Genomic DNA, 21,129 nt, shown 5'->3' on the forward strand with positions numbered 1-21,129 from the left:
TTTATCAGCGATGATTTACCGGGCGAGGTAAAAGCAGCACGGCCTGACTGGCGACGCGTTTCAGTTCTTCCTGCGTAATACCATCCTGCGCCGGGATCGACATCCCTTCCAGAAGCGTATTCAGCGTCAGGGCAATGCCCTCAACATCGGTATCAGGCGGCAGTTGACCCGACTCAATGCCTGCCTGCAGGCGCTGCCTGAAATAGACACGCCCCTCTTCTCTGAGTGCCTTCACCGCGTCGTAGACATCTTTAGATTCTGGCGAAACATTGATCGCGGCGAGAACAACCAGGCAGCCGCAAGGAGCATCCTGCGACGTCAGAATGACGGCGGACTCCTCAAAAAAGTCACGAATCGCGTCATGCACATTCGCTTTCTGCAGCATCCTTTCCCACGGGGCATCCCAGTAAGTTCTTTCGTAAAAGTTTACCGCTTCAAGAAACAGCTCCGCTTTGCTGCCGAATGCCGCATACAGGCTCGGCGGATTGATATTCATTATCCGGCAAAGTTCACCGACCGAAGCCGGTTCGTATCCGCATCGCCAAAACAGACCCAGCGCGCTGACCAGGGCTTTGTCTCGATCGAAATTACGCGGTCTTCCTCGTCGTGAGGGCGTGTTGTGCGTTGAATCTGTCATATATCCAGCCTGATAAAAAAGAAAAAACTAATGGCTCACTATACAAGATTTTAACGGGAGCTATCGCGCCGCTCCATAAAAGAGCGTAATCCGTCATCGCTGGTCAGGTTTATCTCACGGCGCAATGCTTCATTCTCAGACTCTGTTGCTGGCTACCGAACGTCTATCATGCAGATGCTGTCACATCGATCTCAATGACATCGGCGACAGAAAACGGTCCCTGTAACATGGAGAATCTCTGGAGCACCTTAAACTGTATCGGACACTACATATTAGTATTATTATATAGCGATTGATACATAAGCTTTGTGTTTTGTTATTGAGCTAATCAATGACAATTCGAACGCAACAGCCAGCCGTGCTGCCGTTCAAAGGGCATCCGCGAAGTCTTGACTGGGAGGAAACGGTAGAATACGCGGCCCGCATGCACCCCGGGGATAAATGCAGTTTTATCTTTAAATTCAGCCACCTGATAAATAATTCATCCAGCCGTAAAATCCATAAGACATTTTTCTATAGAAAATTGAAGAAAATCAGCTTGCCTTTTTATGTATCGATCGCTATAAATACTCAAATACTTAGTGACCGATACATAATTAGGCAAGCAACCTCTTCTGACGCGCAGCGGAACAAACAACATCACGAAACGATAAGGCTCCATCATCCGTTCCGTTCAGAGAATTTATAAGCTTACCGACAGCATATCGCTGGTGCCAACGGCAAAACGGCGAGATGACTATTACCAGGAAGAAAATATGATGAACCCGAAATACGCCCCATTATTCGAGCCCTTTACCCTGAATAACGGTGTCACGATCAAAAACCGATTTACCGTTGCGCCAATGACGCATTTTGCCTCTCATGAAAATGGCAGCATCAGCGATGAAGAGCGCCACTTTCTGAACGACCGCTTCGACGGCTTTGGCCTGTTTATTGCCGCCGCCACGCTGGTATCTGCGGAAGGTAAAGCCTTTGTCGGCCAGCCTGAGGCCATTGGTGAGAAAGACTTGCCCAGCCTGCGTGAAGTCGCCCGCATTGCTAAAAAACAGGGCGCCACGGCTGTTCTGCAGATCCATCACGGCGGCCACCTGTCAATTGCTGAACTACTGAACGGCCGTGAGATGGTCGCTCCGTCGGCAGATGAGAAGTCAGGCGCCCGCGCCCTGACCGACGAAGAGATCCGCAACCTGATTTCCGCCTTCGCCAATGCCGCACATTTAGCCATTCAGGCGGGATTTGACGGCGTCGAAATTCACGGGGCCAATAATTATCTGATCCAGCAGTTTGTCTCGGGGGAAAGTAATCGCCGGACCGACATCTGGGGCGGCAGCATCGAGAACAGGCTGCGCTTCCCGCTGGCGATCGTTGATGCCGTAACGGCAGTCAAACAGCAGTACGCCAGCGACAAGTTTATTGTCGGCTACCGCTTCTCTCCGGAAGAGCCGGGCGAGCACGGCCTGACAATGCAGGATACCTTTGCGCTGATTGACGCCCTGGTCGAAAAACCGCTGCAGTACCTGCACGTTTCGCTGTGGGATTTCTATAAAAAGGCGCGCCGTGGGGCCGATACGTCACTGACCCGCATGCAGTTAATTCACGAGCGTATTAACGGCAAACTGCCGCTGATTGGCGTTGGCAACCTGTTTACCGCGGAGCAAATTCTGGCAGCGTACCAGACGGGCTGGGCTGAGTTTATCGCCACCGGCAAAACGGTAATGATGAACCCGGACCTTATCCGCCTTATCGTTTCCGGTCAGGAAGAGCGGATTGTCACGGCCATCGATCCGCATAAAGAGGACCGCTACCGCATCCCGGATAATCTGTGGAATCAGAATATGCAGCGCCTGTCGTATCTGCCACCGGTCAAAGATGACGCCAACTGGCAGTCTCCGGATATTTAATCACTCGACAAGTTTAAATAATCTCCACGCCGGGTACGCACACCGGGCGAATAATTGAGAGGAACAGAATATGAATTACATTCAAAATAAAACCGCGATAGTGACGGGTGCCTCTTCAGGAATAGGTGCCGCAACGGTAAAAGCCCTGCTGGAAAATAATGTTAACGTAGTGGCGGTGGCACAAAACGAGGAGCGACTGAATCACTTCGTCGAGCCGCTGAAAAAACAGGGCCATAACATCTCCGGCTATGCCGCCAGCGTCGCAGATGCAGAAGCCATGAAAGTCGTTGCAGAATTCGCCAGTAAAACCTACGGTTCGGTCGATATTCTGGTGAACAATGCGGGCCTGATGCTGTTCTCATACTGGGAAGACCTGGCGGTCAACGACTGGAACAATATGGTGGACGTCAATATCAAGGGCTACCTTAACGCTATTGCCGCGGTGCTGCCGTTGATGTTGAAGCAGAAATCGGGCCACATCCTGAACATGGCTTCTGTTGCTGGCCATCAGGTTGATGCGGCAGCAGGTATCTACAGTGCCACCAAGTTTTTTGTTCAGGCGATGACCGAGTCCATGCGCAAGGATCTGGGCGTGAAACACGGCATTCGGGCCAATACGGTCAGCCCTGGCGTCATCAACACCGGCTGGGCGGATAAGGTTGTCGATCCGGAAGGCCGCAAAGCCGCCCAGGAACTGAACAAGATCGCCATCAGCTCTGAAGATGTCGCTAATGCGGTGATTTACGCGCTGAACCAGCCGGAAAATGTCACGGTAAACGATCTGATTATTTCTCCTACGCGTCAGAACTGGTAATGAGGGCCGTTGAACGAGTAACGGCCGTTAAGCTTTTATCCAACACCGTCACTGAGTTCAGAAAAATATACGATTATCGCTACCAGCCACTGCTGGTCTGGCACCCGATCAAACCTCACCTCGCAGAGGCTGGCGAGGCAAGCCGGATTCAGGCCATGCATCTTTACCCATTCTGACATATTATCTAGATACCCCTTTGCGTTGTATCAATTTCAGCCCCTGCGGTTGTGCCATGATATTGATAATCAGATAAGAGGTGTTGGATATGTTGAAGTTTCGCAGTGGTGCTTTTATGGGGTGCCTGTCTTTAATTGGATTAATGTCCACATCGGCTTTTGCCGGTGATGCTGAATTAGCGGGCAATACCGAGGGAGCCAGCATTATGCAGGTTGAGGTGACTCGCGGACAAATTGACGCGATAAATAATGTTGTTTACGCCCAGATTAAACAAACCCGTTCAAGCCGGCCGATGTCTATGTCGCTGCTGGTTCCCAGAAACGACAGTAAAAAACCGGCTATTCTCTACTTCCCTGGCGGCGGATTTACCTCTGCCGAACAGGATAAATTTATTCAGATGCGAATGGCGCTGGCTGAAGCCGGATTTGTTGTCGCCGCGGTTGAATATCGCGTTATTCCTGATACCTTCCCAGCCCCGCTAGTTGATGCAAAAGCTGCCGTTCGCTATCTGCGTCAGCATGCCAGCGAGTATGGCATCGACCCGACCCGCATTGGTGTGCTGGGTGATTCAGCCGGGGGCTGGCTTGCGCAAATGGTCGCCATGACCGCCGGTGAGAAAACATTCGATAAGGGTGATTTCCTCGATCAGTCTTCCGATGTGCAGGCTGCGGCAACTATTTATGGCATATCTAATCTGCTAAATATCGGCGAAGGTTTTCCTGAGTCGGTGAAAAAAGTTCATCAGTCTCCTGCGGTGACAGAAGCGCTGCTGGTTAACGGTGCCGCTTTCCGTGATTTTGCCGGCGCACCGATAGACTCAGATAAAGAAAAAGCGCTTTTCGCCAGCCCGCTGGGGCACATTAACGGTAAAAAACCGCCATTTCTTATTATGCACGGCAGCGCAGACACCCTGGTTTCACCAGAGCAAAGCGCTCAGCTTTATCGTGCACTAAAAAAAGAAGGTAATCAGGCCGACTATATTCTGCTTAAAGGCGCTGAGCATGGCGACGCGCAATGGTATCAACAGCCGGTTATCGATAAAGTTGTTTCCTGGTTCGCCTCCAGTTTTGGAAAACCTTCGGTGAAACCGACAGGCCAGCAGAGTACCAATCCTGATGATAACACCTGACAGCTAGCGATTGACCGGACGGTATGGCGCAATGCTCCGCCGTCCGGTAATCACCACCTGGCTCAACAACAGATTCGTTGTCAGCAATATTCATTTACATCGGTATTTCGCAATCTTTTATATCTGCCAGCGGGCCCAATATGCTGCTGTCGAATTCATTCAGTGGCTGCCCGTCCCTGACGCGCTGTGGCCAGTTGTGATTTGCCAGCGCACCGCGCCCCAGTGCGATAAGATCCGCACCATCGGCTAATAACGCCTCCGCCCTGTGTGGTTCATGCAAATTGCCGTTAGCAATGAGGGTCAACGCCGGGGCATATTTTCGCGCCAGCGCGACCAGTGAAAGACTATTGTCAGAAAATGCGGGCTGCCAGGCTTCATATTCGGTCAGGTGCAGATAATCAATCCCTGACTCCGCCAGCAAAGTAAACACTACGCGTGCGTCCTCTTCACCATTTGCCCATTTGTGAAAGAAATCATTCACTTTCCCCTGAGAAATACGGATACCGACCGGCACTTCGCTGCCAACCCGGGCGCGCACGGCTTTTATCACTTCCAGGCTTAGGCTGAGTCGCCCGGCGATATCGCCACCCCATTTATCGCTGCGCTGATTGGTGTAGTCGGTAAAAAACTGATCCAGAAGATAGCCGTTGGCACCATGGATCTCCACACCATCAAATCCGGCTTCGATAACCGCGCGTGACGCTGCGTCAGCAAAGCTTTCGATAATGCTCACAATTTCATTATCCGTAAGCGCGCGTGGAAGCGGATACTGACCTTCACCGCGATAGAAGGTCATCTGTTGGCCTTTGGGACGAACCGCTGAGGGAGCTACCGTGCCATCAAGGTACTCATTTCCTTGAGAAAGCGCGCCAGAATGCTGGATTTGAGCAAAGATTCGGCCATCCTGCGCATGAATGGCATCAGTAATTTTACGCCATGCTGATGCCTGTTCGGCATTGATCAGCCCGGCCTGGAACGCATAGGTTTGAGACCATGCATTATCGATATAGATGCCTTCAGTAATTGTCAGGGCAAAACCGCCACGGGCAAAATCCTCGTAATAAGCTCTCATTCGCTCACCGGGAAGCCCATTTTCTGAGGCAGACACGCGGGTCATTGGCGCCACGGCCAGACGGTTACTGAGCAAAAGATTACCGATTTGGGTTGAACTGAACAGCGATGATGAACGCATTAAACTCCGCCTTATTAAGGATTAAACACATAAGGCAATATAATCGCAGCGCCAGCGGGCTTAAACAGGGCAAACTGATAAGCCTGTATATCAAAATGAGTTATAATTGCCGTGAAACTGCCGCTTGTTAACGGCAGAAAATTTCCGCCGCTGACTTCAGTTTACTGAGTAACTACCCTGACCTATGAATCTCGACGATGTCCGCCTTTTTTTGACGATTACCGAAACCAGTAGCCTGACGCAGGCGGCAAGACGACTCGATATATCGCCGATGGCGGTTTCGCGGCGGCTGGCAGCGCTGGAAAAAATGCTGGGTGCGCGATTGCTTCAGCGCACAACGCGATCTGTTTCCCTGACGCAGGAAGGTAGCGAATTTTTGCCTTATGCTCGTGCGTTGATTGAAGCAGAGGCCGGAGCCAGGGCGTTGTTCTCTGCGGAAACTAAACAGGCTTCGGGTTTATTGCGGATAACGGCACCTTCGGGATTTGGCCGACGCAATATTCTGCCGCTGGTGCCTGCCCTGCTTGACGACAATCCGCAATTGCGGATTGATATTCAGCTTACTGAAGATGTGGTGGACATCGTCGGCCGGGGAATTGATCTCGCCATCCGCATTGCTCCACTGAAGGACTCCAGCCTTATTGCGCGAAAAATTATCCACAATCCGCGCATCGTCTGCGCGTCGCCTGCTTATCTGCATAAGTTTGGTGTGCCGGAAACGTTAAATGATTTAACCGGCCATCACTGTCTGAAATTGACCAATGTGCTGCAGTGGACCTTTGAGGCAGAAGGCCAAAGTATCAGCGTCAATGTCGATGGGCGTTTTAGCTCGAGTAATGTGGAAAGCGTCCGGGAGCTTTGCGTTCAGGGGCTGGGAATTGCCCAACTGACGCTCTGGGACGTAAAAAAGGAGCTGAATGATGGCTCACTGGTGGCGATTGCGTTATCCGATGTGACACAACAGGATCTGTCCGTCTGGGCAGTACTGCCCACTACCCGCTATCTTCCGCTGCGGGTGAGTATGTTTATTGATGCGCTAAAAAACTCTTTGAAATAATAACGTCATCAATGGGCGGAGATACCGCCCAGACTTATTACAGTTGAATGAACTCAGTTAGTTAATACCACGTTTAAATGTGTTTCCAGCCGAAGAAAGTCATTGGTAATATCCGGTGACTTCATCACATCAAAACAAGAGAATGAAGGCAAAATATCAACACCACAGAATTTATAGTTAGCGGTATTATAAGCAAAAATCTCATCAACAGATTTACCGGCAAATAACCGCTGAGCTTCATCATTGAATGCGGCAGCGGGTGCATTCCAGGTCAATGAGAGCATATATTTTTTATCAGTGAGCTTTCCACCGCTGCCATATTGCTTCGCGGGGTCCTGTCGCGTACGCCCGTCACCCGTCAGGAAAAGCTGTTGCAGCATGCCAGTAGTAAATACTTCATCAACATATTTTTTATAGATCCATGGCGTACTAAACCAGTAAACCGGAGATTGGGTAATAATCAAATCAGCCCAAAGATGTTTTTCAACTTCATCGTCGATGTCATAACCTTTTTCGATTTCAGTATGCTTGATATTGTAACCCAGTCGGTTAAGATTATCCGCAATTGCATTAACCATTGCCCGATTTAAATCGCCAGATGAAATACCGTCGTAAAACTGATGTGCATTGATAATTAAAACGTTTTTCATAATTACCTTATTAGATTAATCTTCAGAATGCGGATTATTTTAATATTAAATTTTTATTACGGTTAAAGAAAAATAAGCGATTACCTGCTAAACCAGCTGACACTTAAAGAACGGCTTCAGTTTTTTAGCGGCAGCCATTGCGCCCGCGCCATCATAGAGATCCCTATGCGTTGCGCCGGAAATAATAAACAGCTCCTTGTGCGTCGAGGCTGCCAGGATGAACAGCCACAATAGCGGCATAGTTGCGCTGCTCGCTGAAATCTTTTGGTCGATAAATATTACCGGATAATATTATTTCATTGTTTCGGAACGAAACGCCCTGCACAGTAACTTCACCCACCCGTATTGTCTTACCGGTAGTCTGCGGCGCAGCAGCCAGCTCCGCATTAGCACGACCTGCCATCAGCAGCCCGGCTGATGCCACTGAGCCCGTCAGGATAAAATTGCGACGGCTGAGTCCACTCGTTTTTTTGCACATGCCAGTACTCCATTATGATCGGATGTCGATCCCTGGCCTAACCAGATAGTGACCGATTCAGACTGCCATCATAATCCCCGTTGCATTAAGAGATTAGATAGCTAATTCCGCATAGGCTTAGAAAGGAGTTTTCTTAATCGCGCGTAAATGGCCTTGTTTTTGGCAAGGGTCACGCGCGTCGATAGCGAAGTGCCTCAAGAACCAGGGAAAATGCCGGTGAATGCTGGCGACGGCTGGGATAGTAGAGATGATAAGCGGGCCGTGGTGGACACCAGTCGGCAAGGATCTGTATCAGCCTGCCGTCTGCTATCGCCGTATCCACAATGTCCTTCGGCAGATAAGCGATACCCAGGCCATCAAGCGCGGCCTGCCGCATCATCGAAATGCTGCTGAACGCGCCGCGGCCCTCAATACGAACCTTTAGTTCATTTCCCTCTTTACTGAACTCCCAGACATAAAAACCCCCATGGGTTGGCAATCGCAGCTTGATACAGCTGTGCTTGCTCAGATCGTAAGGGGTTACAGGCTGCGGTTTATCCTGAAAATACGCGGGTGCCGCAACAACCGCGAAGCAAAAATTCGCCGCTAACGGAATCGAAATCATATCCATATCAATCTGTTCACCCAGTCGGACGCCAGCATCGTAGCGTTCGGCGACGATATCCTTAAGCCCATACTCGCTGATGATTTCGATATTAATATCGGGATAGTCGAGTAACAGCGGCGACAGTTTTGGCCAGAGAATCGTCTCGGCTGCATGCTCAACGGCATTGATACGTACAGTGCCGGCTGGCTTGTCTCGCATACTGCTGAGTGCCGCGATCTCACTTTCAATTTCGTCAAAATGCGGCCCGATGCGGTTGAGCAGTTGTTCACCGGCCTCGGTGACCGAAACGCTGCGAGTGGTGCGGGTGAGTAACCGCAGCCCCAGATGTGATTCAAGCGTGCGGATGGTATAGCTCAGCGCCGATTGCGAAACGCCGAGCTGTGCCGCCGCTTTAGTAAAACTCTGTTCGCGTGCAACCGCGATAAAAGCCAGGTAATCGTTCACATTCTTACGGCGCATTGCTCATCCTGTGGTAATGGCCTGGGCAATACAGACGTCCAGGGCGCGGCTATGGCAAAAAACGGGGAGCGTGTCTCCCCGCCCGGTGAGTTAACGAAGTTGCTGCGCAATCGCACTGTACATCAGCGAAGCCTCAAGTGGCTGTGCTTTAAAATCAGGTTCCGCCTGTGGCCATGTCGACCATTGAACAATCACCAACTGTTCTGCGGGATTTATCATAATCACCTGGCCGTAAATTCCCAATGCCCACATCGAACCTTGCAGTGAGTCGGCAGCGGCCGGCGTAACCTGCTGCGCATCAGCGGGCACCGCATTATTCCACCATTGATAGCCATATGATCCCTCCGGATGCGCCGCTGTGACAGAATTTTTCGCCGTGGTCCAGTCAGATGCCTGTTTCAGCCAGTTATCTGGCAACAGCTTTTTCCCATCCTTCAGTTGCCCACCGCTTAACACAAACTCGCCAAAACGGCCCCAATCCTCCAGCGTGGCATTAAAGCCGTGCGCGCCAACATCATGTTTACCTGGCTGGTAAGCATGCCAGACGCCGTCCTGCGCCATACCATAGGGTTGCCAGATGGTTTTTTCCAGGTACTGAGCCAGCGGCATTCCGGTGGCTTTTTCTAACACATCACCCAGTAGCCATGCGCCACCCGAGGAGTACGACCACGACTGTCCTGCCGGATGGGCGCGTTTCAGGCCAGTGATGATATTACGCACGCAATCATAGGTTCCCGGTTGGGCTTCACACTGCGTCAGGTGGGCGAAATCAGAGTCAGGATTGGTGTAGTCCTCATTCCACTCTACACCGGAAGTATGCTGAATGAGCTGCCTGAGAGTAACATCCTGCCACGCGGTTCCTGTTAAGTCAGGTTCATAGTCCGTAACCCGATCGTCCAGCGAGTGAATTTTACCCTGCTTAATCGCAATGCCCACCAGCGTCGAAACCACCGATTTTCCAACCGAGCGCGATGTCCATAACGTACTGTCGGTATTACCTTCACCGAGATATTTGTAGGCCACTTTGCCATTTTTCAGCACCAGCATACCGGTCACATTTTCACGCTGCAGGTAGTCCTTCAGGGTATAAGTTTTCCCCTTCACACTGTAAGTTGCGCCCTTCAGCTGCTTTTCTGCCAATTGAAGTGGTGTCGATTTGTCATGCTGGAATACGTCGCCAGCATAGTTACGATAATCATTACGAAAACCGACAACGCGCGCTGCCCGATCCCATTGCAGCATATCTTTCGCCTCAGGCAGCATCTTATCAAAGGGCGTCGGGCAAGCACTGAGCATCACCCCGCCGCAGTTTTGCAGCGATTGCGCAGCAACAGCAGACACAGAAGAGAATGCTGCACAGACCGTGGCAGCCAGCATCAGGGGTTTGATTATTGGGAAAGCAGAATTTCGCATGTTTTTCACTTATTGTTGAGTTAGATAACAGGCGAGATTATAAGAAGGAAAAACCGCTTGAAAAAATCACTATACGGGGGAAAATCCCCCGTATAAATTGTTGATACAGGAGCTGAAATAAATGTCTGCTCTGCGATATTCTTTCGCGCAAATAGAGGCTTTTGCCCGCGTTGCTGAATTGGGTAGTTTATCCAAAGCCGCACAATCACTCGGTAAAGACCGTACCACGCTGAGAGACCTGCTGGATTATCTTGAGGATGCGCTGGGCTATAAGCTGTTTTTGCGCGAGGGCCGCAGCTTAATCCTGACCGGGCAAGGACAGCAGCTGCATCGCCAGGCGCATTTACTGTTACGTCAAGCCAGAGCATTCGAGCATTACGTGCAATCGCTGCCGGAAGATGATCAGCGGGAAATCGTCCTGGTTTACGATCCTTTTATTGCGCCCTCGTTTATTGAAGCGGTGACGAGAGCGATGAGTGACCGGGGCATTCGCTTCAGCGCGTGGAGCGCCTCGAGAGAAGAAGCGGAAGCGGCGTTAACCAGCGGCAGAGCGCAAATTGCGCTATGTCAGGCCAACAACCGCGCGCTGGGAATGGATATGGAGTGGTGCGCGCTGGGTAATATCGAGCTTGATTTCTATGGGTCATCAAAACTCTTTCTTAACCAGCAAACACCTCTTACGCTACTTAATCTCTCTCTGGTGCCGCAAATAGTGATGCACCGCGCGCACGATGAGCAGATTGTCCGTCGTCTACAGATTTCCGGACGCACGCTGTACGTTAATGAGCGCAGCTCGCTGCGCTATCTGCTGGAGAATGCGCAAGGCTGGGGTTTTTTGCCAAAACATTTTCTGGCTGCCCAATGGAAAAACGTCCGGGTGCTGGACAGTGAAGTCGGCAACCAAGGGCTGAATATCACCCTGGTCGCGATCTGGCAGCCCGGAGCGGCTAAACAGCGCGTGACCGGAGAGTTGATTGCAGAGTTACCGATGCTATGGCGCAAAGTAATGAATAAATCAACGTTATGATACTCAGCGCGGGAAGATCCTCGCTGGTTTTTTCTTGAACCCAGCTCAGGGCTTAAGGTTCTCTTAAGGTTGTCAGGCGAAAATTATCCGACAACTTCTGGAGAATACAATGACACTAAAATTAACCCGCCCTGTTTCTGAAATCCTCTCAGTGATGCTGAGCATCTGCGTTATCCTCAGCTTCCTGGTTATCTGGTTCACAACCTGATCATTCGCGCCGCGCTATACGTCAGATTGGTTAAATCTGACGTATGCCCGACAACCTGGTGCAGACTGGCGATTTTCGAGAAAGAATTTCGCATCATGGAGCTGCACAATACGCGTCACGATGCTTAAGCCTAAGCCGATACCGCCGTAACGCCGGTCAATTCGGACAAAGGCTTTACTCAGCTCACTGATTTTATTTTCATCTATTCCCGGGCCCTGGTCCTCTACCATAAGAACAGGCTGGGGCAACGCCCTGACACCAAGGGTTATAGTGGTGTTTTCCGGACTGTATCGATGGGCATTCTCTACCAGATTTCGTAATAGCGCTTTAAGTAATGTCGCATCGCCGCGCACGATAACATCGCCAGTTATCACCAGATCAAGCTGCTGCTGATGCTGGGACAGCATCATTTTAAGCTCGCTTTCCATCGGGCGAACCACATCGGTAACCAGTGAAACGCGCTGATAGTTTCCCGATGAAAAAGATTGCCCCACCCGCGCCAGTTGCAGCAGCTGGGCAACACTGCTGGTCATCTGATCGATGCGTTGAATCAGTGGTTTGACGTTAATCTGGTGCTGGCGCTCAATAATCTCAAGGTGCAACCTCAGGCCGGCTAAGGGTGTTCTTAACTCATGGGCCACATCAGCGGTAAACAGCCGCTCGCGCTCCAGGCTGGTGGTTAATCGGGTGACTAATTGATTAATAGACTGAGTAACCGCATCAATTTCCTTAACCGAGCTGGAAGAGGTTATCCGCCCCAAATCTTCTTCCGTGCGACTCTCAAGCTCCCGTTGCAGTTCTGACAGCGGACGAGTAATGCGTTTGACCGCCTGCATACAAAGCAACAGCGTAAAAATAATCATGCTTAAACTTGGGATTGCCAGACTGGCGATGGCTTCGTGAATCTCATTATCGACATGCTGGCTCCTGTCCCGATGATCCAGGGCCTGCTGAACCAGCAGCTGGATCTGCTCTTTACTCTCATGCCATAGCCATAACACACTGATAATTTGGCAAAATAACAGTATCAGACCAATGGTTAAGATCAGCCTGAATCTTAGGGTAGCGGGATTGCGGTTCAACAACACTGGCTTTATTAACATGGGCTAAACCGGCTCATCAGGATTAATTAACGCGTAACCAAATCCACGCACGGTTTTAATCGTGGATTTCCCCACTTTATCGCGCAGGTTATGTATATGGACTTCCAGCGCATTAGTTGAAGGGTCACTTTCCCAGTTGTAGATATCATTATGCAGGATTTCACGATGCACCGGGTTGCCGGCTTTTAATATCAGGCGAGCGAGAATGGCATACTCTTTTGGCGTAAGTTCCAGATTGCGGCCATTAAGCTGGATTGTGCGGTGGGTCAGATCCAGCGCCAGATTGCCGGCCGCAACTTTATCATCGCCCTGATTCACGTTGCGGCGAATTAAGGCCCGGATGCGGGCCATTAACTCATCTAACGAAAACGGTTTAATCAGATAATCATCCGCCCCGCTGTCGAGACCCGCGATACGGTCTTCAACCGTATCGCGGGCGGTGAGAACCAGCACCGGCAGCGTGATCTTGTTGCGACGCATTCGGCCCAACAGGCGCAGGCCATCCTCATCCGGTAAGCCTAAATCCAGAATCATCATGCTGTATAAGCCGGTGGCAAGGCTGGCCTGCGCATCTCGACAGGTTGAAACGGCATCGCATTGATAGCCTTCGCTCTCCAGAGCGATCACCAGCCCCTGCTTTAGCAGCGCATCATCTTCAGCGATTAATACTTTCATTGGTTACCCCGGCATGCTGTCAGAATGTCATCCGCCGGAAGATACTCTTTGGTGATGACGCCAGTAAGCCCCAGCATGGTTGAAAATAAATTGTCCTGCGAGTAAGCCTGAGTGGCAGCCTGGTGCGCCAGACAATGCGAGTCCACCGCGTAGCGGTGTTTATAATCTTCCGATAACCAGAGCAGCATAGGAACATGCTTCTGTTGATCTGGTGCGATGGCGTAAGGCATGCCGTGCAGATACGCGCCACTTTCACCCAATGATTCGCCATGATCGGAAAGATACACCAGGCTGGTGGTAAACCGATCCTGATGGGCTTTCAATATGCCAATCGCTTTATCGACAATATAGTCGACATATAAAATCGTGTTGTCATAAGTATTGACCAGTTGTTCCCGGCTGCAGCTCTGAATCTGATTGGTATCACACGTTGGGGTAAACTTGCGAAAGCTTACCGGATAACGATGATAATAGGTCGGACCGTGGCTGCCGATAGTATGTAACACAATCACGCCATTACCTTTAAGCTGGCTGATATCATCATCGAGCTGATGGAATAAAACTTCATCATAGCATTCACCGTTGATACACATGGCTGGCAAATTTAAACCGGTCATATCCCGGTGCGGAACCCGGTCACAGGCTCCTTTACAGCCGCCATCATTGTCATTCCACAATACGCTGATGCCTGCACGCTGGATAATATCGAGCAAACCTTCCTGATGACTGGCAAGACCTTCATCGTAGTGTGCTCTGGGCATATTTGAAAACATACAGGGCACGGAAACTGCGGTGGATGTTCCACAAGAGTGGGTATGTGGAAACCAGATAACGCCATCGTTCGCCAGCAGTGGATTGGTTATTTTTGCGTATCCGGACAATGAAAAGTTTTCAGCGCGTGACGTTTCACCGACGATCAGAATCGTCAGATTGTTTTTTGCACCGGTCAGCATTAGTGGATTTTGTCTGGCATCCTCGCCGATTCTCACCAACGGCAGATTATCCAGCCGGTGGTGGACGTACCAGGACCAGAATGCAGCAATACTGTTTGAAGGTGACAGCGATTTGATTAGCTCTTTATCATTGCGGAAAAGCGAGGCGTAATCTTTATAAAACAGCAGCGCCACCAGCGCAATTAGCGCGACGGAAATCATCAGGCTGGCGACACGATAAAGTAAAGATTTCCAGCGCGGAACAGACTTTTTTATCCTGAGGTAAAAAACCAATGCGGCCATCAGCACACCGGATAACACCAGGCTGATTATCAGCTGAGGTGTGATCAGCGCCCAGCTCTCTGATGCGGTCGTATCCAGCATATTAGTGATCATCGAACGATCGAGAATAATGCCGTAATTCTGAATAAAATACTGTGCGGTGGCAGACACCAGGATAAACATCGCGATGACTATACGATCCAGCCAGAAAAACGATGCCAGCGTAGCGACAATATTGATGACGCTGAATGCCACTACTGGCATCGATAAAAACACCAGCATGTCATGCAGCGTTGCCAGCGGCATGACGGTTAAAACTTGTCGATAAAAAGCGATATTAAGCAATACGGCGATATACGCAGAAAACAGCAGCAGAAAAGCTACCCGGCTGAGGGTGGGTCTTTTCAAGATTGACGACAATGACATGAGTAAGTCCATTCTCTAACAGCTCAGTATTGAGTGCGGCCATACTGCCCGCCAAAGATTAGGAAAACCTTAAGCCAGCTAAGCTTTGTTATTTTCCTTCAATACTAAAACTTTCGTTAAATCATTAAGACTGACTCAGTCACGTCGGTATCGTAACTCTGACCAACGGCGCTTTATTGCTTAGCGCCGGTACCCAACAGCGGAAGCTGAGAAAGCATACTCTTGAGATTAGCAGCATCCCACGGCAGATGTTCGGCAATGGTAAGCCCGACAACCGGAGATTTTTTCGCCACCTGAGTGGTGAGTGAAAGCACATCCGAAATCAGCAGTTTGCCTTCTGCCGCACCGCCAAAATCATTGTCATTACGCCCCGGTCGCGCGAACAGCACTGAACGGAATGCAGCAGGATCAAGAACATCCAGATCCAGATGAATCGCGAGATACTCAATATTCTGACTCTCCATCCAGCTTATCACCGCTTCCGCACCCGAGTTAACCTCGGCTGGCGAACAGGTATTGATGCCGTGCTGGCGGATAAAGTCAGCCTCATATGCGCTGGGATGATGAATACCGGCAATCATGATTTTCTCTGCTGAAAGTGGCAAAGTGACGGCAGCGGTTAAGTCCGGATCGCCATTGCCCATCAGTGCCCCCAGCACATGCGCATGGGCGTTCTCAAACTGTTCCGGCGTCATCACGTCCGGATGGGTGTCGATCCACAATACGCCCAGCTTATCGCGGTATTTTTCACTTAACCATGCAAACGGTGCCAGCGAAACCAGGCAGTCACCGCCCAGTACCACCACGGCATCAGGGTTGTGCGACTGTAACAGCTGCTGCGCGCTGGCGAGCTGTGCGCGTAAGGCGGCCCTGCCGATAATTCCCTCTTCGTTTTCAAGAGGTGCCGACAGTGGCGAAGCGACGTTGACCTCTGCTACCGGGCCGGACGCTTCAGGAGCCAGCCAGGACAGCAACTGTGCACCAAACTGGTAAGCAGGATTATTGCCGCCCTGCCACTGGGGGAAAATCAGTCGTAAAGTTTTATCTGTGCTGATATTCATATTCGCTTCTCCCAAATTTGAGCTTAAACCAGCTCAAATAAAATGAATGACCGTTCATTCATTATCATGTCAGAGACCTTCTCTGCTGGCAAGCGGCATTATCATTAAAACGTTAACGAGCTCAGATCTGGCTCAGAATGTCAAAGCAGGGTAAAGTTCCGGCCTGAACTGATGATAAAAGGCCGATATGTCAAAGGACACCGAAACATACCATAAACTACTCACTGCCGCCGTCGCCTGTTTTGCCGAGAAAGGTTTCAGCGCGACCAGCGTGCGAGAGATTGCCACGCGTGCGGGTATCAGTCAGGGCGCGATGTACACCTACTTCAAAAGTAAGGATGAGCTGATTCGCCAGATTGTTCTCGAAGAGCAGCAGTCGGCGTTAACCTCGCAGACTGAGCCTTATTCAGGCTCTCATTTCCAGCGCCTGAGTAAAGTTATCAGTTCCTGCATCAGTAATGTCGGTTATCCGGTCACCCATCATCTCTGGGTTGAAATCATTGCAGAATCGGCGCGTAACCCGGAACTTCGCGATGTGTTTATCTCCAGCGACAAGATTATGCGTCAGGGAATCGCCGACATCATTGAGAACGGTATTAAAGCGGGCGAATTTCGTCAGGATCTCCGATTAGAAGAAACCACGATTATCCTCTTCGCCCTGATTGACGGGCTTATCAGCCGTAAAGCAATTAACCCGGCCTTTTCACTGGCGAGCGATCTGCCAATATTTCCCGAGCTGCTGAGAAAGATGTTGATGTAAGTTAACCTGATATTCTGAGATGCAATTTTGACGTGATTCACTCCGGGCAGCACGAACACGAAAAGTCATCCTGTGATGACTTTTCGCTGAAACACCGGTCAGGGCCGAGACTTAGTTCTTTAACCGGTTGTTGGAACGCATAAGATAATAAATTCTATGAAGAATATTCATTTTTTATCCGCGTTGCCAGATGATTGATTTACGCACATCTCATCCAAAGGAATATACTTCCCCAACGCCACGATAAACTTCTTATTTTCACCGCGCACGGCAGCTGACTGATAACTTTCACCCGGCAGCATATAAAACTGTTCTGAGCTTTCATCATCGCCATTGCATCCCTTTTGAATAATCACCCTGAAAAACGTATTTCCGGTATTTTTTATCACGCCATTGCGTTCATCAATGGCGTGCATAAGATTAGTATTCCTTGGGCGTACAATCAGTATCGCGCTCATAGTCACCATTGGCACTACATCGGTGGCTTTTTCATCATTCCTGAAAGGGATGATGGTTATCGGGGACTCTCTGAACACTATCCTGAAGTAGCGTTCCTGATTATCTTTTGGTCCGCGATAGAAAACCTTAAAGAAATCTTTTCCTCCCGCCGGGATCGTGATGCTCAGGGGTGACCAGATAACGTCCATCTCACTCCCCCGAATACGATTTTCGCCGCCCTCCCCGGGCTTATCAATCCTGAAGGCCGATACGGTGTATAAATTAGAGCGGGAGGTATCATTGACCACGGGAATTGACAGGAATTGCTTGTCTGATTCAATATCAAAAATCAATGAATTCAGATAGATGGCTCTGACTGGCTGCACAACCAGCATCAACCCGAAGAGTAAACCGACAAATTTAATTACACGTAGCGATCGCATCATTCACTCCTGACGGTTAACGCCGACCCAGGTCGCCGTCACTTTCACTTCACCACTGGCGCTTACGGTTCCCATCCACTGATCGCCGTCCAGAGTAGACTCAGACCGCGTATCGTTCATCGGAAACTGTAATTTAAGATTGGTGGTGAAGAAAAACCCACTGTCTACGGAAGCATCCCATGCGGTTTGAGTCCAGAGCGCATTCGTCATATCTATCGGCTCCTCGCCACAACTGTTGCGTTCTCTGACGGTTGCACCAGACTGCGAGGTATAAGAGAGATACGCCGGAACAGGCACTTTATGCGTGTTGTCCGGAGAGCTGAAAATACAATAAGGCACGCCATTAAGCGTCGTAGCGTCACCGGTAACCTGAGCGGTAATGCTGTCCGCCTGGCGGATGGCAGAAGTAGTGACAGTATATTCAAATTCGATCGGTTGCTCGCTCCCGATATTACCCGATTCCGTCGGATGTGACTGGCCATCGCTGGAGGCAATACTGATACCATATTCTTTCGGAAGGATGCTAAGTGAGTTAGAAGCGGTAAACTGATAGTAGCCGGATAGAGGAACAACACTATTATAAAAATTGAAGGTGAAAATCGAATCATTATTGGTGATGGAAATACTCCTGTCGACAAGGTTTTTTAGAAAAACATTAGACAGAAAGACGTAAACATAACCATTACCCGCCTGCTGGAATATATTATTATAAGGTCTGGAGGCACTGTAATTGTACCACGTTGATCCATCTCCACTGTATCTTATAGTAGTAGCTGCGGGAGTAAAACCCAGCGTTGTGGTATTCAGAACCATGCTAAAAACCAAATTGGTTGTAATGTCCGCAGAGCGTTGATAGTTATATGAAACCATTCGGCATGTTATGCCATTTACGTTGTTAACAACGGCGATACTGCAGTGATCAGAATTTGATGAAGTGCTTGGCGTACCATCACTGGCCACCCACACTTCTGCCAGCGCATTAGTACTGTTTAGAGTAAGGTGTCCGACTTTGGTCAGGTTCATATTCACCGCACGCCATGTGGCTTGACTGCTGGTCAGATCCTTGCAGCGGATGCCCGAGCCATAATCGTAATCCGTGGTAGTAACACAAACATTTATTGTGTAAGCATCGCTTGTACCTACTGGCCTGGAACCAAAATACTGATAGGCTGCATCAGTTAACGATCCATAGGCAAAACCACCATTCGCTTCATTACTTCCACCCTTGGTGTGATAAAAGCCTTTTTCATCAATAACGTCTGCTGCCAGAAAACCCGAGGCCGGACAATTAGCTCCGGTAGTAATACAGCGTAATCCCTGGAAGGGCGTGTTAATTGGTGAATCTTCAATCCAGATATCATAGTAACGGTTTGGCATTGACCAATTATATCCCAAAAAACCCAAACTGGTCTGATTGGTAGCATATTTCGTCCAGACATTTGATCCGGTAAAACGCGGAGAGAACGAATTGGGCGTTATAAGATAGCCACCATCTACCTCATTTTCAATAAATACATAAGTGTTACTACCAGCATTGATTGTTGTTGGCGTCACGGCTAAAGGTGATGATGAGAGGATAAAATATAATAAATATAGCGTTCTGTACATAACATGCCCTTTAACGATCAACACCGACCCAGGTCGCCGTCACTTTCACTTCACCACTGGCGCTTACGGTTCCCATCCACTGATCGCCGTCCAGAGTAAACTCAGACCGCGTATCATTCATCGGAAACTGTAATATAAGATTGGTGGTGAAAAAAAATCCACTGTCTACGGAAGCATCCCACGCGGTTTGAGTCCAGAGCGCATTCGTCATATCTATCGGCTCCTCGCCACAACTGTTGCGTTCTCTGACGGTTGCACCAGACTGCGATGTGTAAGAGAGGTATGCCGGAACAGGCACTTTATAAGTTTCATCCGGACTGCTAAAAATACAATAAGGCACACCATTAAGCGTAGTAGTGTCACCAGTTACCTGAGCGATAATGCTATCTGCCTGTCGCGCAGCGGAGGTGGTAACGGTATATTCAAACTCTATCGGCTGCTCGCTACCAATTCTGCCTGATTCAGTGGGCCGTGAGTTGCCGTCGCTGGAGGTAATACTGATTCCATATTCTTTAGGAAGAATACTGATTGAATTGGATGCGGTAAATTGATAATACCCTGATAATGGAACAACAGCATTGTAAAAATTAAAGGTAAATACCGAATCATTATTGCTGATGGAAATGCCATTGTTTACAAGATTTTGTAGAAATGTTTTGGAAAGAAAAACGTAAATATAACCGTCGCCAGCTTGTTTAAAAATATTAAAATAGGGAGTTGTTAAGTTATAATTAAACCACGTTTGACCATCACTACTAAATCTCACTGAGTCAGCGACAGGAGTGAATCCGAGCGTGGCCGTATTTAAGACCATGCCAAAAATCAAGCTACCTGTTATATCAGCAGATCGCTGATATTTGTAAGAAACCATACGACATGTTATACCAGTAACATTATTGACCACTGAAGTGTAGCAATCGTCTGAATTTGTGGATGTACTTGGTGTTCCATCGCTGGCAACCCAAATTTCTGCTGAAGAATTAGTTCTATTCAAAGTCAGATGTCCGACTTTATTCAAGGTCATATTTACAGCATACCAGATTGCACCAGCAGTCAGATCCTTACAGCGAACGCCTGAGGCAGAATCGTAATCTGTAAGTGTCACACAAATATTTAACGTATAAGCATCGCTTGCACCGACAGGCCGCGAACCAAAGTATTGATAAGCCGCATCTGTTAGGGAGCCATAGGTAAAGCTCCCATTCGATTCATCGATACCCGCTTTAGTGTGATAAATCCCGTCGTTATCGATAACTTCAGCAGGTAAGTAGCCAGATGCCGGACAATTAACCCCCGTAGTAATACAACGAAGCCCCTGGAAAGGTCGATTAATCGGTGAGTTTTCGAACCACAGATCAATATAATAATAGGGAACCGACCATGCATATCCCAGGAATCCCAAGCTTGTCTGATTGGTAGCATATTTGGTCCAGACATTCGATCCAGTAAATCTTGGTGCAAATGTGTTTGGAGTTACCAGGTAGCCTCCATCGATTTCATTTTCAATGAAAACGTAATTATTATTCCCTACATTAAGCGGAACAGATGTCGCCGCTATACACGGTGAGGAAAAAATAAAAATGAATACGAATATTTTTAATTTCATAACTTTTTTGTCTATGGCATAATAATAATTTATAAAACTTTAACCC

At 49.2% G+C, this 21,129-nt stretch carries 19 protein-coding genes; 6 read left to right on the forward strand and 13 right to left on the reverse strand.

The features are described from left to right. Nucleotides 1–4: 4 nt before the first annotated feature. Nucleotides 5–637: a TetR/AcrR family transcriptional regulator gene (locus tag ACP3TC_RS13240; RefSeq protein WP_426816624.1), complete on the reverse strand. Its 633-nt coding sequence runs from the start codon at nt 635–637 to the stop codon at nt 5–7. 755 nt (nt 638–1,392) lie between these two features. Between ACP3TC_RS13240 and ACP3TC_RS13245 the strand changes: the two genes are divergently transcribed. The 3 genes from ACP3TC_RS13245 (at nt 1,393) to ACP3TC_RS13255 (ending at nt 4,658) form a co-directional block, all read left to right on the forward strand. Continuing rightward, entirely contained in the window at nt 1,393–2,538 is a 1,146-nt protein-coding gene (locus ACP3TC_RS13245; protein ID WP_426816625.1) for an NADH-dependent flavin oxidoreductase, read from the forward strand. Nucleotides 2,539–2,608: 70 nt separating this feature from the next. Next, nucleotides 2,609–3,352, forward strand: a complete 744-nt coding sequence (locus ACP3TC_RS13250) for an SDR family oxidoreductase (RefSeq protein ID WP_426816626.1) — start codon at nt 2,609–2,611, stop codon at nt 3,350–3,352. Nucleotides 3,353–3,644: 292 nt separating this feature from the next. Next, entirely contained in the window at nt 3,645–4,658 is a 1,014-nt protein-coding gene (locus ACP3TC_RS13255; RefSeq protein WP_426818277.1) for an alpha/beta hydrolase fold domain-containing protein, read from the forward strand. A 94-nt stretch (nt 4,659–4,752) separates the two neighbouring features. On the opposite strand, the gene ACP3TC_RS13260 is transcribed toward ACP3TC_RS13255, so the two are convergent. Continuing rightward, complete coding sequence (locus ACP3TC_RS13260; RefSeq protein ID WP_313856862.1) at nt 4,753–5,850, reverse strand: NADH:flavin oxidoreductase; 1,098 nt, start codon at nt 5,848–5,850, stop codon at nt 4,753–4,755. A gap of 184 nt (nt 5,851–6,034) precedes the next feature. Here ACP3TC_RS13260 and ACP3TC_RS13265 point away from each other — a divergent pair, with 184 nt between their 5' ends. Next, nucleotides 6,035–6,907 (forward strand): LysR family transcriptional regulator, encoded by an 873-nt coding sequence (locus ACP3TC_RS13265; RefSeq protein ID WP_313856859.1) that lies wholly within the window; start codon nt 6,035–6,037, stop codon nt 6,905–6,907. Between the two features lie 53 nt (nt 6,908–6,960). Here ACP3TC_RS13265 and ACP3TC_RS13270 read toward each other — a convergent pair whose 3' ends face one another. The 4 genes from ACP3TC_RS13270 to ACP3TC_RS13285 form a co-directional block, all read right to left on the reverse strand. Continuing rightward, entirely contained in the window at nt 6,961–7,557 is a 597-nt protein-coding gene (locus ACP3TC_RS13270; protein ID WP_426816627.1) for an NAD(P)H-dependent oxidoreductase, read from the reverse strand. Between the two features lie 163 nt (nt 7,558–7,720). After that, nucleotides 7,721–8,035 carry a hypothetical protein gene (locus ACP3TC_RS13275; protein ID WP_426816628.1) on the reverse strand — a complete coding sequence of 105 codons (315 nt, stop codon included), beginning with the start codon at nt 8,033–8,035 and terminating at the stop codon, nt 7,721–7,723. A 169-nt stretch (nt 8,036–8,204) separates the two neighbouring features. Then, entirely contained in the window at nt 8,205–9,101 is an 897-nt protein-coding gene (locus ACP3TC_RS13280; RefSeq protein WP_426816629.1) for a LysR family transcriptional regulator, read from the reverse strand. 90 nt (nt 9,102–9,191) lie between these two features. Further along, nucleotides 9,192–10,514 (reverse strand): serine hydrolase domain-containing protein, encoded by a 1,323-nt coding sequence (locus ACP3TC_RS13285; protein ID WP_426816630.1) that lies wholly within the window; start codon nt 10,512–10,514, stop codon nt 9,192–9,194. 121 nt (nt 10,515–10,635) lie between these two features. On the opposite strand from ACP3TC_RS13285, the gene ACP3TC_RS13290 reads away from it, so the two are divergent. Continuing rightward, the gene (locus ACP3TC_RS13290; RefSeq protein WP_426816631.1) at nt 10,636–11,541 is read left to right on the forward strand and encodes a LysR family transcriptional regulator; all 906 of its coding nucleotides are present in this window, start codon (nt 10,636–10,638) and stop codon (nt 11,539–11,541) included. Between the two features lie 222 nt (nt 11,542–11,763). Here the strand turns inward: ACP3TC_RS13290 and pmrB are convergent, their stop codons facing one another. The 4 genes from pmrB to ACP3TC_RS13310 form a co-directional block, all read right to left on the reverse strand. Continuing rightward, complete coding sequence (gene pmrB / locus ACP3TC_RS13295; RefSeq protein WP_426816632.1) at nt 11,764–12,852, reverse strand: two-component system sensor histidine kinase PmrB; 1,089 nt, start codon at nt 12,850–12,852, stop codon at nt 11,764–11,766. A 3-nt stretch (nt 12,853–12,855) separates the two neighbouring features. Beyond that, entirely contained in the window at nt 12,856–13,527 is a 672-nt protein-coding gene (gene pmrA / locus ACP3TC_RS13300; RefSeq protein ID WP_426816633.1) for a two-component system response regulator PmrA, read from the reverse strand. After that, nucleotides 13,524–15,167 (reverse strand): phosphoethanolamine transferase EptA, encoded by a 1,644-nt coding sequence (eptA, locus tag ACP3TC_RS13305; protein WP_426816634.1) that lies wholly within the window; start codon nt 15,165–15,167, stop codon nt 13,524–13,526. Before eptA ends, pmrA begins: the two co-directional genes overlap by 4 nt. Before the next feature lie 173 nt (nt 15,168–15,340). Beyond that, complete coding sequence (locus ACP3TC_RS13310; protein WP_426816635.1) at nt 15,341–16,228, reverse strand: arginase family protein; 888 nt, start codon at nt 16,226–16,228, stop codon at nt 15,341–15,343. A gap of 187 nt (nt 16,229–16,415) precedes the next feature. Here ACP3TC_RS13310 and ACP3TC_RS13315 point away from each other — a divergent pair, with 187 nt between their 5' ends. Beyond that, nucleotides 16,416–16,988: a TetR/AcrR family transcriptional regulator gene (locus tag ACP3TC_RS13315; protein ID WP_426816636.1), complete on the forward strand. Its 573-nt coding sequence runs from the start codon at nt 16,416–16,418 to the stop codon at nt 16,986–16,988. 167 nt (nt 16,989–17,155) lie between these two features. Here the strand turns inward: ACP3TC_RS13315 and ACP3TC_RS13320 are convergent, their stop codons facing one another. From ACP3TC_RS13320 to ACP3TC_RS13330, 3 genes are read right to left on the reverse strand one after another with little or no spacing between them, the layout of a single operon-like run. Continuing rightward, nucleotides 17,156–17,872 (reverse strand): molecular chaperone, encoded by a 717-nt coding sequence (locus ACP3TC_RS13320; protein ID WP_426816637.1) that lies wholly within the window; start codon nt 17,870–17,872, stop codon nt 17,156–17,158. Beyond that, nucleotides 17,873–19,477, reverse strand: coding sequence for a fimbrial protein (locus ACP3TC_RS13325; protein WP_426816638.1), 1,605 nt, complete (start codon nt 19,475–19,477; stop codon nt 17,873–17,875). Nucleotides 19,478–19,487: 10 nt separating this feature from the next. Further along, nucleotides 19,488–21,083: a fimbrial protein gene (locus tag ACP3TC_RS13330; protein WP_426816639.1), complete on the reverse strand. Its 1,596-nt coding sequence runs from the start codon at nt 21,081–21,083 to the stop codon at nt 19,488–19,490. Nucleotides 21,084–21,129 lie beyond the last annotated feature (46 nt).

Source organism: Winslowiella sp. 2C04 (assembly GCF_050037805.1).
GTDB classification, from domain to species: domain Bacteria; phylum Pseudomonadota; class Gammaproteobacteria; order Enterobacterales; family Enterobacteriaceae; genus Erwinia; species Erwinia toletana_A.